Genomic DNA, 15,123 nt, shown 5'->3' with positions numbered 1-15,123 from the left:
AAGTGCAAGCGACCGGCACAATGGCGTGGTGAACAGGGACAACGGTGGAGCCGGCGGTGGCGTGAACCTGCCGGCGCTGCGCAGCCACAACGCGGCGCTGGTGCTCGATCTGCTGCGCACGGCGGGGCAGGCCGGCATCAGCCGCCTCGAACTCGCCGCCCGCACCGGCCTCACCCCGCAGGCCGTCAGCAAGATCACCGCCCGGCTGCGCGCCGAGGGCCTGGCCGCCGAGGCCGGGCGCCGCGCCTCCACCGGCGGCAAGCCGGCCACCGTGCTGCGGCTCGTGCCGGAGGCGGCGTACGCGGTCGGGCTCCAGCTCGACCGCGACGAGCTGACCGCCGTCCTGCTCGACCTCGCGGGCGAGCGGGTGGCCGCCCGCCACGCCCCGCTCGACCTGGGCGCCGGCGCCGAAGCGGTCCTCGCGGCGGCCCGCGCCGAGGTCGCCGCGCTGACCGCCCCGGCCGCCCTCACCCATGCGGAGGGCGGTGGCATCCTCGGCGTCGGAGTCGCGATGCCGGGGCCGCTGGACCACCGGACCGGCACGCCCGGCCGCGTCACCGGCTTCCCCGAGTGGGACGGCTTCCCGCTCCGCGAGGAACTGGCCCGGCGGCTCGGACTGCCCGTCGTCCTCGACAAGGACACCAACGCCGCCGCCCTCGGCCTCGCCCTGCGCCCCGGCGCGCCCGACTCCTTCGCGTACGTTCACCTCGGTACGGGCCTGGGCGCGGGCCTCGTCCTCGGCGGCGCGGTGCTGCGCGGCGGCAGGACCGGCGCCGGAGAGCTCGGCCACCAGACCGTCCAGCTCGACGGGCCGCCCTGCGACTGCGGCGGGCGCGGCTGCCTGGAGGTGCTCTGCCTGACGGCCCTCGCGCGCGGCGACCTCGCCGAGGCCGCCCGCGTCCTGGGCACCGGCGCCGCCAACCTGGTCCGGCTCCTCGACATCGAGCGCGTGCTGCTCGGCGGCCGCGCGGTACTCGCCGCCCCGGAGACGTACGCCCACGGCGCCCGCGAAGCCCTGGCCGCCCTCGGCCTCCCGGCGGACGTGGCGGTAGCGGCCGGCCCGTACACGGTCGCGGAGGGCGCGGCCCAGCTGATCCTGGCGCCGTTGTTCGGCAAGTAACCGCCGGGGCCAGGGTCCCCGGTCCGCCGAGGCCCGGCCCTGCGGGTCTCCCGCCCGGTTCTGCGGGTCTCCGGCCGCGGCCTTCGCCCCTCGGCCCGCCCCAGCCCTGCGGGCCTCCCGCCCCGGGCCTCCCGCCCCGGGCCTCCCGCCCCTCCGGCCCCGAGTAGTCATCTCATCGGAAAATACGCTGATCGGGCGGAATCCGGAGCGCGTACGGAGGGCCCCGCCACGTCACTCCCCGTCCCGCCCCGCCCGGCGTGGCAGCGTCGCGGGCGACCCGCACGTCCGCGAGCAGCAAAGGCACCGGCCCCTCATGCGAGCCCTCATGCGAGCCCCCTTGCGACCGCGCAACGCCCTGGCCCTCGCCGCCACCACGGCGGCCGCCACCACGGCCGTCGCCCTTCTGGTGGCGCCCGCCGCCCAGGCGCAGGCGGCCGTCGCCGTGGCGCCCGCGTGCGGGGCGGTGAACGCGCCGGACTTTCCGCTGGCCACCCGGATCCACGGTGGCCCCGACGCCTACCCGGCGGGCGGCGCCTTCCGTACCTGGAACCTGGACCTGACGAACACCACGGCCCAGGCATGCCGGGACATCCACCCCGTGCTCGTCCTCACCGACCGCGACCGGGCGCTGCGGCCGACGCAGATCCGGGCCGAGTTCTACGACGCGGAGGCCCGGGTGTGGCGGCCGGTGGCCTTCGAGAGCACCGACCAGGCCGAGAGCGTCGGCGTGTTCGACGCGAGCCGGACCGGCCTCGACGGGACGCCCGCCTTCCCCGGCTTCGCGGTGCCCGCGGGCCGTACCCTCACCGTTCCCGTACGGCTCTCGTTCAGCGCCGACACCGCGCCCGACGAGGTCGTGGTCAACGCGGCCGTCGTGCAGAAGCGGGGCGACGACGGCGACTGGGTGGGCGAGTCGGGCGACTACCTGCTGACGATCGGCCCCGTCGACCCGCACGACGAGACCTTCCCGACCGTCCCGGACGCCGAACCGACCCCGGCCGCGACCCCGACCCGGACCCCCGCCCCGCCCCGGGCCCCGGACCCCTCCTCCTCGGCCGGCCCCGCCGCCCCCGCCGACCCCGGCACCACCCCTGGCCTTCCCGGACGTCCCGAACTCGCCCACACGGGGCGTGAGGCCGCCCTCCGGCTCGCCCCCGTCTCCGCCGCGCTCCTCGCGACCGGCGCCGCGCTGACGCTGCTCGCCCGGCGCCACCGCACCCGCAGGTCACGCTCCGTACACCCACCCGTTCATTGACGTCTGCGACGATCACCGGCGTGGAGAACGTGGAAAACGACAAGGCCCCCGGCAACGCCCCCGGCGCCCCCGTCCGTTCGGGCATCCCGGAGCACGGCCGCATCCCCAAGTACTACGCGGTGAAGGCCAAGGTCGCCGAGCTCATCGGCGAGTTGGGCGAGGGCGGACTGCTGCCGACCGAGCGGGACCTCGCCGTGCGGTACGAGGTGTCGCGGGAGACCGTCCGGCAGGCCCTGCGCGAACTGCTCCTGGAGGGGCGGCTGCGGCGGCAGGGGCGGGGGACCGTGGTCGCCGGGCCCAAGCTGGAGCAGCCGCTGTCGCTCGCCAGCTACACCGAGGGCGTACGCCGCCAGGGCCGCCGCCCCGGCCGTGCGCTGATCTCCCTCGACCGCTTCCCCTGCCCGGAGGCCCTGGCCCCCGAGGTCGGCGTGGCGCCCGGCGAGACCGTCTGGCACATGGAGCGGGTGCTGCTCGCCGACGACGAGCGGGTCGGCCTGGAGTCCACGTACGTCTCCGAGGCCCGCGCCCCGCACCTGGACGCCGACTTCGACCCGGACTCCTCCTTCTACGCCTATCTCCACGACCGCCTCGGCGTGGTCTTCGGGGACGCCGACGAGCGGATCGAGACGGTGCTCGCGACCCCGCGCGAGGCGCTGCTCATCGGCACCCCGCCCGCGCTGCCGATGCTGCTCATCCACCGCGTCTCGCGCGACACCGACGGCCGGCCGCTCGAACGGGTGCGCACGCTCTACCGCGGCGACCGGTTCAGCTTCACCGCGCACCTGGGCCGCCAGGACTGACCCGTTCCGTCCGTGTTCGCACCACGCAGAAAATCACGGGAAGGTAACGGGTCTAGTCCAAGCTTGTCGGGCCGTTCACCGTCCCGTCGCCAACCGGTCCGGCCCGGGTCATCCGCCGCCCCGACCGTATTCGCCATGAAGGTGATCGTCGTAGGAGCGGGCGTCGTGGGCACCATGCACGCCTGGCAGGCAGTCGAACGCGGCCATGAGGTCGTCCACATCGAGCGCGAGGCGGAGGCGCGCGGCGCGTCGCTCCGCAACTTCGGCCAGATCTGGGTCAGCGGGCGGGCGGGCGGCGAGGAGCTCGACACCGCCCTGCGCGCCCGGGAGTTGTGGGAGGGCATCGGGGCCCGCGTGCCCGACCTGGGCTTCCGGGCGATCGGCTCGCTCACCCCGGTCCGCGGCGCGCTCGAACTCGCCGTCGCCGAGGCCGCCGTGGCCCGCGCGGACGCCGCCGCCCGCGGCTACAAGCTGCTCGCCCCGGCCGAGGCGCGGGCGGTCAACCCGGCCCTGCGCGGCGGGTTCGACGCCGCCCTGTGGTGCGAGCGGGACGCTGCCGTCGAACCGCGCACCGCCCAACTCGCCCTGCGCCAGGCACTTCTGGCCTCCGGCCGCTACGCGTTCCTGCCGAACCGCGAGGTGCGCGAGGTCGTCGGCGAGAACGCGGTCCGCGACGACCACGGCGACGTCCACACCGGCGACGCCGTCGTCCTGTGCACCGGCGCCTGGCTCTCCGGCCTCGTCCGCGAGGTCGCCGGCGAGATACCGGTCCGCCGGGTCCGGCTCCAGATGATGCAGACCGACCCGCTCGGCGAACCGCTCACCACCTCGGTCGCCGACGCCGACTCGTTCCGCTACTACCCGGCCTACGCGTCCCCCGCCCTGGACGCGCTCAACGCGGGCCAGGCCCAGGACCCGACCGCCGCCGCGCACCGGATGCAGCTGCTCATGGTGCAGCGCCTCGACGGCGGACTGACCATCGGCGACACCCACGAGTACGAGCACCCCTTCGCCTTCGACACCGTCGAGGAGCCCTACGAGCACCTCGTCCGCGTGGTCGAGTCCCTGCTCGGCCGCCCGCTGCCGCGCATCCGGCACCGCTGGGCCGGCGTGTACGCGCAGTGCACCGACACCAGCCGGGTCGTCCACCGCCAGCAGGTGCGGGGCGGCGTCTGGCTGGTGACCGGACCCGGCGGCCGCGGCATGACCTGCTCGCCCGCCATCGCCGAGACCACCGCGAACGAACTGGGCTGGTGAAGACCGTGCAGAACACCGAGAAGAACCTGATCGTCCTGGACATGGCCGGCACCACCGTCGCCGACGGCGGGCTCGTCGAGCAGGCCTTCACCGCCGCCGCCGAGCGCCTCGGCGAGGACCCGGCCACGATGATCGACTACGTCCGCGCCACCATGGGCGAGTCCAAGATCTCCGTCTTCCGCCACCTCTTCGGCGGCGACGAACAGCGCGCCCAGCAGGCCAACGTGGCCTTCGAGGAGGCGTACGGAGAGCTGGTCGCCGCAGGCCGGATCAGCCCCGTCCGCGGTGCCGCCGAGGCCGTCGCCGCGCTCAAGGAGCAGGGCCGGACCGTCGTCCTGACCACCGGCTTCGCCCGGGTCACCCAGGACGCCATCCTCGACGCCCTCGGCTGGCGCGCCCTCGTCGACCTCACCCTCTGCCCGGCCGACGCCGGCGGCCGCGGCCGCCCGTACCCGGACATGGTGCTCGCCGCGTTCCTGCGCACCGGCGCCGTCGACGACGTCCGCCAGGTCGTGGTCGCCGGCGACACCTCGTACGACATGCTCAGCGGCGTGCGCTCCGGCGCCGGGATCGTCGCCGGCGTCCTCACCGGCGCCCACGACGAGCCGGCCCTCAGGGAACACGGCGCCACCCACGTCCTGTCCTCGGTCGCCGAACTCCCCGCGCTGATAGGGGAGTACGAGGCATGACCAGCGGCATGACCAGCGGCATCCGCTTCGACGGCGTCTCCGTCGCGTACGACGGACACACCGTCCTCGACCACCTCGACCTCACCGTCGAACCCGGCGAGGTCATGGCCCTGCTCGGCCCGTCCGGCTCCGGCAAGACCACCGCCCTGCGCGCCGTCGCCGGATTCGTCCGGCCGGTCGCCGGGCGCGTGTACATCGGCGACCGTGACGTCACCGGACTCCCGCCGTACCAGCGGGGGATCGGCATGGTCGTGCAGCAGTACGCGCTCTTCCCGCACATGCGGGTCGACGACAACGTCGCCTTCGGCCTCAAGGCCCGGAAGACGCCCAAGGGCGAGATCCCCGGCCGGGTCGCCGAGGCCCTGGAGATGACCGGGATGGCGGCCTACGCCAAGCGCTACCCGCGCGAGCTCTCCGGCGGCCAGCAGCAGCGCGTCGCCATCGCCCGCGCCCTCGCCATCCGCCCGAGCGTCCTGCTCCTCGACGAGCCGCTGTCCGCGCTCGACGCCCAGCTCCGCTCCGGCATGCTCGCCGAACTGGCCCGGCTGCACCGCGAGCTGCCCGACGTCTCCATCCTGTACGTGACCCACGACCAGGTCGAGGCGCTCACCCTCGCCGACCGCATCGCCGTCATGGACCGCGCCCGCCTCCGGGACTGCGGCACCCCGCAGGAGCTGTACCGCAGGCCCCGCACCGAGTTCACCGCCTCCTTCGTCGGCAACGCCAACCTGCTGCCGGTGACGGTCGGCCCGGACGGGGTCACCCTCGACGGCGTCGAGCTGAAGGTCGACGGGGCGGTCGCGGCCCCGGGCGCCGCCGCCACCCTGTGCGTACGCCCGCACCTCGTCGGCCTCGGCCCCGGCCCCAACGCCCTCACCGGCCGCGTCGCCGAGGTCCAGTGGCGGGGAGCCACCCACCGCCTGTACGTCGAGGTGGAATCCGGCCACCGCGTGAAGGCGGACGTGCGGGAGCTGCGCGAGACGCCGGCGCTCGGCGACGAGGTGACGCTGCACTTCGCGCCGGAGGACGCCGTGCTGCTGGCCGCAGGGGTGAACGATGGGTAGTCGGGGCGCAGGTCTCATGGAAGCGCAGCCGGGACCGGGGGGTGTGCCCACCCTCCCCCGGACTCCGTCCGGGGGGACCCCCATCGCCCCTGCGGAACGTATGCCCACAACGGTTCGTGGCCGTGAGGCCCGCACGTGGCTGTGGGCCCTCCCGCCCGTCCTCGCCCTCGCCGTCGTCTTCCTCTACCCCCTCGCGCTGGTCGTCCGCGAGTCCCTCGCACCCGGCGCGTACGCCCAGGTCCTCGCCTCCGCCTCCTTCCGGGACGCGCTCGTCACCACCGTCTGGCTGGCCGCGGCCGCGACCGTCGGCTGCCTGCTCCTCGGCCTCGTCCTCGCGCTCGTCATCGCCTTCGTGCCGTTCCCCGGCGGGCGGGCGGTCGCGAGGTTCATCGACGTCTTCCTCTCCTTCCCGTCCTTCCTGATCACGCTCGCGCTGCTCTTCCTCTACGGCACGGTCGGCATGGCCAACGGCCTGTGGACGGACGTCACCGGCGCCGCCACCGGCCCGTTCCGGTTCCTGACCACGCCGTGGGGCGTGCTGCTCGCCGAGATCACGTACTTCACGCCGTTCGTGATGCGGCCGCTGCTCGCCGCGTTCTCGCAGCTCGACACCGCCCAGCTGGAGGTGGCGTCCTCGCTCGGCGCCCGCCCGCTGCGGATCGTGCGCCGGGTGATCCTGCCCGAGGCGCTCCCGGCCCTCGCCGCCGGCGGCAGCCTCGTCCTCGTCATGTGCCTCAACGAGTTCGGCATCGTGCTCTTCACCGGCGCCAAGGGCGTCACGACCCTGCCGATGCTCGTCTACGGCAAGGCCATCCTCGAATCCGACTACGCGGCCGCGTGCGTGGTCGCCGTCGTCAACGTCCTGATCTCCGTGGGCCTCTACGCCCTCTACCGGGTGGTGAGCCGACGTGTTGGTGCATAGCCGTACGGGCAGATGGGCGGCCTGGGCCCTCTTCGCGGTCCTCTTCGTACCGCTCTTCGCCCTGCCCCTCCTCGTCATCCTCGCCGCCTCGTTCTCCACCCACTGGTCCGGCGCCCTCCCCTCCGGGCCGACCACCGCCCACTACGCCGCCGCCGTGCGCGGCGAGTCGCTCCGGGCGCTCACCACCAGCCTGGTCACCGCCCTGACCGCGAGTCTGCTCGCGCTGACCGTCGGCACCTGGGCCGCGCTCGCCGCCGCGGCCCTGCGCAGGCGGGGCCGGCGAGTGCTGGACGCGCTGTTCATGCTGCCGGTGGCGGTGCCGTCCGTGGTCGTCGGACTCGCCGTCCTGGTCGCGTTCTCGCAGCCGCCGCTGCTCCTGAACGGCACGCGCTGGATCGTGATCCTCGCGCACACCGTTCTTGTCACGGCGTTCGCCTACCAGTCGGTCTCGGCCGCCATCCTGCGTCTCGACCCGATGTACGAGCAGGCGGCCGCCAGCCTCGGCGCCCGGCCCTTGTACGTCCTGCTCAGGGTCCGGCTGCCGCTCCTGCTGCCGTCGCTGAACGCGGCGGCGGGGCTCTGCTTCGCCCTGTCCATGGGCGAGCTGAGCGCCACGATGATGCTCTACCCGCCGGACTGGCTGCCGCTGCCCGTGCTCGTCTTCACGGCCACCGACCGCGGCTCGCTCTTCACGGGCTCCGCGCTCGCGGTGGTCCTCATGGCGGCGACGCTCCTCGTCCTGCTCGCCGTCTCCCGCATCCGCACCAAGGCCTCGTACAGATAACCCGGCCCGTAACCCTCCCTGGAGAGAACGACGTTATGCGTACGTACATCAAGCCGCTCGCCGCCGTCACCGGCAGCCTCGCCCTCGCCGCCACCCTCACCGCCTGCGGAGGCGGCTCCGACGCCGCCTCCGGCGAGAAGGTCGTCACCGTCTACAGCGCCGACGGCCTCAAGGGCGAGGCGGGCGACGGCTGGTACGACAAGGTCTTCAAGGACTTCGAGAAGCAGACCGGAATCAAGGTCGAGTACGTCGAGGGCGGCTCCGGCGAGATGGTGCAGCGCGCCGCCCGCGAGAAGAGCAACACCCAGGCCGACGTCCTCGTCACCCTCCCGCCCTTCATCCAGCAGGCCGACTCCAAGGGGCTGCTGCAGGCGTACGCGCCGCAGGGCTCCGACCAGGTCGACGGCGCCGACAAGGCGAGCGACGGCAAGTGGGTCTCCGTCGTCAACAACTACTTCGGCTTCGTCCACAACAAGAAGGAGCTGACCCCGGCGCCCACCACCTGGGAGCAGCTGCTCGACGCGAAGTTCAGGAACAAGGTGCAGTACTCCACCCCGGGCGTCGCGGGCGACGGCACCGCCGTGGTCGTCAAGGCCATGCACGACTTCGGCGGCAAGGACCAGGCCATGGAGTACCTGAAGAAGCTCCAGGCCAACAACGTCGGCCCGTCCTCCTCCACCTCCAAGCTCGCCCCCAAGGTCGACAAGGGCGAGATCCTGGTCGCCAACGGCGACGTGCAGATGAACTTCGCGCAGGCCAAGTCCATGCCGAACCTCGGCATCTGGTTCCCGGCCAAGGAGGGCGGCAGGCCGACCACCTTCGCACTCCCGTACGCCGCCGGCCTGGTGACCGACGCCCCGCACACCGAGAACGGCAAGAAGCTCCTCGACTTCATGCTGAGCGAGCGGGCCCAGCGCGAGGTCAGCGCCATCGGCGGCGGCTTCCCGGCACGCAAGGACGTGAAGCCGACGGACGCGAACGCGATCGAGCTGGCGAAGCTGATGACGGGCGTCGAGGTGTTCGAGCCGGACTGGGCGGACATCGACAAGAACCTGACGTCGTACGTGGACGCGTGGAAGTCCGCGACCGGTAGCTGATCGCAGACGCCCCGCAGTCCGCCCCGCAGCCGAGAGTTCACCGCAAGACCCTTTCGCCGCGACTGATTGTCGCGAAAAGATAACGGGTACGGACCAAAGCTTTCCAAGCTCAACGCCCCTGAGACGTCAGGGGCGTTGGCGTGCGCGTACCCCCGTCAACGCATCACGGAGGACTTCGACATGCCGATCGACGGCATATCCCGCCGCACCGTGCTCGCCGCCACCGGTGCCACCGCCGCCCTCGCCGCCACCGGGCTGGCCACCGCCCCCCGCGCCCACGCGGCGACCGCCGCCGCCCCGACGCTGCCGAACGGCACCAGCCAGGACAAGGTGCTCTTCGTCGGCATGGACGGCCTGCGGTACGACCGCATCGACGCCGCCAAGGCCCCCAACCTCAAGTCGCTGATGGCGAACGGGACCTACGGCCGCTCGCTCCTCTACGCCAACCCGATGGCCGGCACCCTCTCCGGCCCCGGCTGGTCGACCATCTCCACCGGCGTGTGGCCCGACAAGCACGGCGTGAAGGACAACACCTTCACCGGCCGCGACTTCGCCACCTACCCCGGCTTCCTCGCCCGCCTGAAGCAGATCCGCCCCGAACTGTCGCTGTTCGCCGCCGTCGACTGGCCCGAACTCGACACGTACGGCGCGGTCACCCCCGGCGCCGACGCCAGGCTCGTCTACAACAACAACTACGCGGTCAACGACCGCACGATCACCGACATCACCGAGGACGTCCTGCTCAACCAGAACCCCGACGTCCTCTTCGTCTACTTCGGCGAGACCGACGAGATCGGCCACACCTACGGCGCCGCCAGCCCCAGGTACACCGACGCCATCGACGTCCAGGACGGCTACCTCGGCCGCCTCCTCGCCGCCGTCGAGGCCCGGCCGACCTATGCCGACGAGCGCTGGACCGTCATCGTCGCCACCGACCACGGCCACCTCGACGCGGGCGGCCACGGCGGCTCCACCGTCGAGGAGCGGCGCACCTTCGTGCTCGCCCAGGGCCCCGGCATCGCGGCGGGCGCGCGGCCGGTCGACACCCGGCTCGTCGACGTCGCCGCCACCGTCCTCCACCAGCTCGGCATCACCCCCGACCCCGCCTGGGGCCTGGACGGCAAGCCCCTTCAGCAGCGGTCCACGGACCCCTTCGACGTGCTGTACGGATCCCTCACCGGCCGCGTCGACGAGACCGGCATCCCGGCGGGCGTCCTCGGCTTCACCCACACCGCGCCCGCCGGCTGGTCGGTCGTCAACAACGCCATGGGCACGGGCGGCGTCACCGAGTGGCGCGGCTGGTCCTTCGCGACCGACGAGTTCTGGTCCCGCGCCCAGCGCGACCAGTGGCGCGAGCTGAACGTGCGCGCCCGGGGCGTGTTCGCCGTCGCCGACTCCGACGAGTGGGCCGACAAGACCTTCTCGGGGACGTACGACTCCACGCTGGTCAGCCCGGCGTACGCGGTCACCGGCGCCGCCCGCGTGACCCTCGACTTCACGACCTTCTACCGTCAGGAGGGCGCCCAGACCGCCCAGATCCTCGCGAGCTTCAACGGCGGCACGCCCACGGTCGTCAAGAGCTACACGGCCGACGTCGTCTCGCAGCACCAGTCGGTGACGGTCGCCGTCCCGGCCGGCGCTTCGAACGTCAGCTTCCGCTTCCGTTACACGGGGTCCAACAACTGGTACTGGGTGATCGACGGGGTCAAGGTCACGGCTTCCTGACCTAGGCTGGGGGCGTCGCCACAGCGTCGTCGCGTCGCCCCCAGTACACCGCAGGTCCGTACGGCAGGAGTCCCGCACCCATGGCAGAGCGCAAGCCGATCGAATCCTGGCTCACCGACATGGACGGCGTCCTCATCCACGAGGGCGTGCCGATCCCCGGTGCCGACGCGTTCATCACGAAGCTGCGGGACACCGGGAAGCCCTTCCTGGTTCTCACCAACAACTCGATCTACACCGCCCGCGACCTGCACGCCCGGCTCGCCCGCATGGGGCTGCACGTGCCCGTCGAGAACATCTGGACCTCGGCGCTCGCCACCGCCCAGTTCCTCGACGACCAGCGCCCCGGCGGCACGGCGTACGTCATCGGCGAGGCCGGCCTGACCACCGCGCTGCACGACATCGGCTACGTGCTCACCGACCACGACCCCGACTACGTGGTCCTCGGCGAGACCCGTACGTACTCCTTCGAGGCCATGACCAAGGCGGTCCGGCTCATCAACGCCGGCGCGCGCTTCATCTGCACCAACCCGGACGAGACCGGCCCGTCCCTGGAGGGCCCGCTGCCGGCCACGGGTTCGGTCGCCGCGCTGATCACCAAGGCGACGGGCAAGGAGCCGTACTTCGCGGGCAAGCCGAATCCGCTGATGATGCGCACCGGCCTGAACGCGATCGGCGCGCACTCCGAGTCCAGCGCGATGATCGGCGACCGGATGGACACGGACATCCTGGCCGGTCTGGAGGCGGGCATGCAGACGTTCCTGGTGCTCACCGGTCTGACGACGGAGGCGGAGGTGGACCGGTACCCGTTCCGGCCGTCCAAGATCGTCAAGTCGATCGCGGACCTCGTCGAGCGGATCTGAAACCGCAGGTGGGGGCCCGGCGGGCGCCCTGCGGATGCGAAATGACCGGAACGGGGTGAACCTGCCAGTACCAGGAGGTCACCATGCGTTCAGGTCCCATCGCTCTCCGTGCCGCGTGGGCGGCCTTGGTGCTGGTGCTCGCGCCCGCGGCGGGCCCCGCCCTCGCCCACGACGGGGTCCAGGTCACCGTCACCCCGTCCGGCGCGGCACCCGGCGCCGACATCGACGTCCGGGTCACCGGGTGCGAGGGCACCACCGGAGCCGCCAAGTCCCCCGCCTTCGTCGCGGACGCGGAGCTCTCCGGCCGCGGCGGCGGCGAGAACCCGCTGTCCGGTGGCGCGCGGGTGCGGTCGGGCCTGGAGGAGGGCGCGTACGAGGTCAGCGTGACCTGCGACGGCCACGACCACGCCGGCGTCGGCACGATCCGGGTCGGGCGCCACCAGCAGCCGACGGGGCAGCCGACGGGCCGGCCGACCGGGCAGCCGGCCAACCGTCCCGCCCACCAGCCCGAGCAGCACCAGCCCACGACGCAGCACCAGCCCACCCACCACGCGTCTCCGGTGGCGCCGGTCCGCGCGGGCGGCGGCGGCGCGGCCGCCTTCGCCGCCCCGGCCGCGCCCGGCGTGGCGCAGACGGCGAGCGAGGAGGGCCTGGGCACCCCGTACACCCTCATGGGCTTCGGCATGGCCGCCCTCGCCGCGGTGGCCGTCGCCTTCCGCAGCGCCCGCCGCCGGGGCGACTCCGGATCCGGCCCCGGCTCGGACTGAGGGACCGGGCCCGTGACGTCCGGGCGGGCGCTGACCGGGACGGCCTGGGCGCTCCTGGTCCTGGGCCTGTGGGTGTGGGGCCGGGACACCGGCGAGCTGCCGCCCGGTCCGGCGCCGGCCACCGGCGACATCGCCGCCGTGGGCCGCCCGCCCGCCGCCCCGCTGCCCCCGGCGCACCCGCCGCTGGACGCGCCGGCCGAGCCGCGCCGGGTCGAGATCCCGTCGCTCGGCATCTCCGCGCCGGTCGTCGCGCGCGGCCTGGACGCGGACGGGGCGATCGACCCGCCGCCGTACGACATGCCGCACACGGTCGGCTGGTACGGCGCCGGCCCCCGCCCCGGCGCCTCCGGGGCCGCCCTCCTCGTCGGCCACGTCGACACCGCGACCCGCCGCGCCGTCTTCTACGGCCTGAGCGCGGCCCGCTCCGGCGCGACGGTGACCGTGACCCGTTCGGACGGAAGCGTGGCGGAATTCACGATCGACGACGTCCAGGTCCTGCCCCGGGACGGCTTCGACGCGCGCCGGGCATACGGGCAGCGACTGCCGGACCGCGCCGAGCTGCGGCTCGTCACCTGCGGCGGCAGCTTCGACCGGAGGACGGGAACGTACACGGCGAACGTGGTGGTGTCGGCGTACCTGACCGGCGTACGGCGGGGCTGAGCGACGGGGGCTGGGCGACCCGGACCCGGCGGGCGGGGTGGAACCCACCGGCCGCCGGCCGGGTCCGGTCCTCGACCGCGGGCTCACGGACCGCGGGAGGAGCCCGGAGCCGCCGCGGGAGGTCGGGTTCCGCTCACTGTAAAGGAAGACGGGACACGACTGAGGCCCTTCACCTGATGGTGAAGGACCTCAGTCTTCGCGTGCGCCGCCAGGGACTCGAACCCCGGACCCGCTGATTAAGAGTCAGCTGCTCTAACCAACTGAGCTAGCGGCGCCTGCTGACAGAGATAACTCTACAGGACCCCGGACGGTGCTCCTGACCATTTCCGGTCCCGCCCGGCCTGTCGGATGGTCGTATTTGGCCTTCGATCCGTCAAAATGCGATTTGTCCAGACAGTTGAGACACTGGCGCCCGTGCAAGAGCGCCAAAAGATCTTGACGAGTGTGGAGGGGAACGCATGAGTGTGCCGGTCTTCGAAGAAATCGAACCCGCGGCCGACTGTGGTTGCGCGGGCTGCGCCCGGCAGCGGCGCGACCTCGCCCTGGGCCTCCCCGTGCGCGCGGGGGGCCACCCGGCGGCCCATGGCGCGCGTCGGGCGCTGGTCCTGGTGACGGCGGCGGGGGTGGCCCTGGGGGCCGGGGGCACGGGGGCGGCGGAGGGGGCGAGAGCGGCCGGAGTGGCGGGGGCGACGGGAGCGTCAGTGGCCGCGGAAGCGGCGGGGGCGGTGGACGCGGCCGTGGCTACGGAGGGCGGGGTGGACCGCGCCCTCTCGGAGCGCGCCACCGGGCCCGGGCCCGAGACCCCGCAGGGCGGCCGCGGCCCACTCCACGGATCGTCCGGCCCGGGCTCGGCGCCGTCCCCGGGAGCGAACCCGACGACCAGTCAGATCTCCGCCCAGTCCCTGCGGAAGACCACCCGGTCCGAGATCATCAACCGCGCGAAGACGTGGGTCGCGGCGGCGGTCCCGTACTCGATGGAGCGGTACTGGACCGACGGCTACCGCCAGGACTGCTCCGGCTACATCTCGATGGCCTGGAACCTGCGCTCCAACGAGTGGACCGGCAGCCTCGACCGCTTCGCCGACCGGATCGACCGAGCCGACCTGCAGCCCGGCGACATCCTGCTCTTCCACAACCCGGACAACCCGACGCGCGGCTCGCACGTGACGATCTTCGGCGGGTGGACGGACTACACGCACGCCTCGTACATCGCGTACGAGCAGACCAAGCCGCACACGCGGAAGCAGGCGACGCCGCTCGCGTACTGGGAGAACTCGGACCGGTACGTCGCGTACCGCTACAAGGGCGTGGTGAGCGGGGGAGCGGCCGGATCCGGGTCCGGGTCGGTGTCGACCCCGTTCCCGGGTGCGGGGATGTTCGGGCCGGGCGCGAACAACGCGTACGTCACCCAGCTCGGCCGGCTGCTCGTCGCGCGCGGCGGCGCGAGGTTCTACAGCCAGGGCCCCGGCCCGCGCTGGGGCGAGGCGGACCGACGAGCCACCCAGGCGTTCCAGCTCGCGCAGGGCTGGCGGGGCGCCGAGGCGGACGGGCTGCCGGGGCCGCAGACCTGGGCGCTGCTCGTGACCGGGCAGGGCAGGGACATCGGCGGTTCGAGTGGTTCGGGCGGATCGAGCGCATCTGCGAGCGGGTTCCCCGGGCGTGGCTACTTCCGTCCCGGCCAATCCAACGCATATGTGGAGAACCTGGGCAAACAACTGGTGAAGCGGGGCTACGGCAAGCACTACACGTCGGGCCCCGGTCCGCGGTGGACGGAGGCGGACCGCCGCAACGTCGAGTCCTTCCAGCGGGCCCAGGGCTGGCGCGGCGGCGCGGCCGACGGCTACCCGGGCCCGGAGACCTGGCGGCGCCTTTTCCGATGACCCCGAGAACATGAGGTGACGACCGAATGACGCCATCGACCCCCCCGACCCCCTCCGACCCCGGCCCCGCCGCCACCCGCGACGCAGCCCGCACCGCCCGCCGCCTCACCGACGGCCGCCTACGCCCTGCGGGGCCGCCGGGCGCGGGGCGCCTCGCCCTGATCACCTGCGCGCGCAGCGCGGGGTTCTCGGTCGCCGAGGTGAGCCGCTTCATGGTGGCGCGGCCGTCCGACGCGGACCTGC

Annotated in this window: 14 protein-coding genes, 1 tRNA gene and 1 pseudogene; 15 read left to right on the top strand and 1 reads right to left on the bottom strand. The window is 73.5% G+C overall.

The genetic code is table 11. The features are described from left to right. Positions 1 to 28: 28 nt before the first annotated feature. The 13 genes from ACWEV0_RS29400 to ACWEV0_RS29340 all read left to right on the top strand — a co-directional run bounded on the left by ACWEV0_RS29400 (position 29) and on the right by ACWEV0_RS29340 (position 13,000). Positions 29 to 1,120 carry an ROK family transcriptional regulator gene (locus tag ACWEV0_RS29400; RefSeq protein ID WP_453152657.1) on the top strand — a complete coding sequence of 364 codons (1,092 nt, stop codon included), beginning with the start codon at positions 29 to 31 and terminating at the stop codon, positions 1,118 to 1,120. Positions 1,121 to 1,445: 325 nt separating this feature from the next. After that, entirely contained in the window at positions 1,446 to 2,375 is a 930-nt protein-coding gene (locus ACWEV0_RS29395) for a hypothetical protein (RefSeq protein WP_453152655.1), read from the top strand. Positions 2,376 to 2,395: 20 nt separating this feature from the next. After that, the gene (locus ACWEV0_RS29390) at positions 2,396 to 3,175 is read left to right on the top strand and encodes a GntR family transcriptional regulator (protein WP_453152653.1); all 780 of its coding nucleotides are present in this window, start codon (positions 2,396 to 2,398) and stop codon (positions 3,173 to 3,175) included. Between the two features lie 135 nt (positions 3,176 to 3,310). Next, entirely contained in the window at positions 3,311 to 4,432 is a 1,122-nt protein-coding gene (locus ACWEV0_RS29385) for a TIGR03364 family FAD-dependent oxidoreductase (protein WP_453152652.1), read from the top strand. Further along, positions 4,429 to 5,121 carry a phosphonatase-like hydrolase gene (locus ACWEV0_RS29380; RefSeq protein ID WP_453152651.1) on the top strand — a complete coding sequence of 231 codons (693 nt, stop codon included), beginning with the start codon at positions 4,429 to 4,431 and terminating at the stop codon, positions 5,119 to 5,121. Before ACWEV0_RS29385 ends, ACWEV0_RS29380 begins: the two co-directional genes overlap by 4 nt. Further along, positions 5,118 to 6,185 (top strand): ABC transporter ATP-binding protein, encoded by a 1,068-nt coding sequence (locus tag ACWEV0_RS29375; protein WP_453152650.1) that lies wholly within the window; start codon positions 5,118 to 5,120, stop codon positions 6,183 to 6,185. Before ACWEV0_RS29380 ends, ACWEV0_RS29375 begins: the two co-directional genes overlap by 4 nt. A gap of 100 nt (positions 6,186 to 6,285) precedes the next feature. Next, positions 6,286 to 7,107 (top strand): 2-aminoethylphosphonate ABC transporter permease subunit, encoded by an 822-nt coding sequence (locus ACWEV0_RS29370; protein WP_453152649.1) that lies wholly within the window; start codon positions 6,286 to 6,288, stop codon positions 7,105 to 7,107. After that, the gene (locus ACWEV0_RS29365) at positions 7,094 to 7,891 is read left to right on the top strand and encodes an ABC transporter permease (protein WP_453152648.1); all 798 of its coding nucleotides are present in this window, start codon (positions 7,094 to 7,096) and stop codon (positions 7,889 to 7,891) included. Before ACWEV0_RS29370 ends, ACWEV0_RS29365 begins: the two co-directional genes overlap by 14 nt. 35 nt (positions 7,892 to 7,926) lie before the next feature. After that, positions 7,927 to 8,988 carry a 2-aminoethylphosphonate ABC transporter substrate-binding protein gene (locus ACWEV0_RS29360; protein WP_453152647.1) on the top strand — a complete coding sequence of 354 codons (1,062 nt, stop codon included), beginning with the start codon at positions 7,927 to 7,929 and terminating at the stop codon, positions 8,986 to 8,988. 180 nt (positions 8,989 to 9,168) lie between these two features. Further along, positions 9,169 to 10,713, top strand: coding sequence for an alkaline phosphatase family protein (locus ACWEV0_RS29355; protein ID WP_453152646.1), 1,545 nt, complete (start codon positions 9,169 to 9,171; stop codon positions 10,711 to 10,713). An 80-nt stretch (positions 10,714 to 10,793) separates the two neighbouring features. Beyond that, entirely contained in the window at positions 10,794 to 11,573 is a 780-nt protein-coding gene (locus ACWEV0_RS29350; protein ID WP_403800982.1) for an HAD-IIA family hydrolase, read from the top strand. A gap of 83 nt (positions 11,574 to 11,656) precedes the next feature. Continuing rightward, positions 11,657 to 12,340, top strand: coding sequence for a hypothetical protein (locus tag ACWEV0_RS29345; protein WP_453152645.1), 684 nt, complete (start codon positions 11,657 to 11,659; stop codon positions 12,338 to 12,340). Between the two features lie 12 nt (positions 12,341 to 12,352). Further along, positions 12,353 to 13,000 (top strand): class F sortase, encoded by a 648-nt coding sequence (locus tag ACWEV0_RS29340; protein ID WP_453152644.1) that lies wholly within the window; start codon positions 12,353 to 12,355, stop codon positions 12,998 to 13,000. A gap of 201 nt (positions 13,001 to 13,201) precedes the next feature. Here ACWEV0_RS29340 and ACWEV0_RS29335 read toward each other — a convergent pair. Continuing rightward, a tRNA-Lys gene (locus ACWEV0_RS29335) sits at positions 13,202 to 13,275 on the bottom strand. Between the two features lie 183 nt (positions 13,276 to 13,458). Here ACWEV0_RS29335 and ACWEV0_RS29330 point away from each other — a divergent pair. Both ACWEV0_RS29330 and ACWEV0_RS29325 read left to right on the top strand, forming a co-directional pair. Next, the gene (locus ACWEV0_RS29330; protein ID WP_453152643.1) at positions 13,459 to 14,880 is read left to right on the top strand and encodes a peptidoglycan-binding protein; all 1,422 of its coding nucleotides are present in this window, start codon (positions 13,459 to 13,461) and stop codon (positions 14,878 to 14,880) included. 26 nt (positions 14,881 to 14,906) lie between these two features. Beyond that, positions 14,907 to 15,123, top strand: a pseudogene (locus ACWEV0_RS29325) (hypothetical protein); the annotation flags it as partial.

Source organism: Streptomyces sp. NPDC003943 (assembly GCF_053605265.1).
This window is presented reverse-complemented; position numbering and strand designations above follow the sequence as displayed.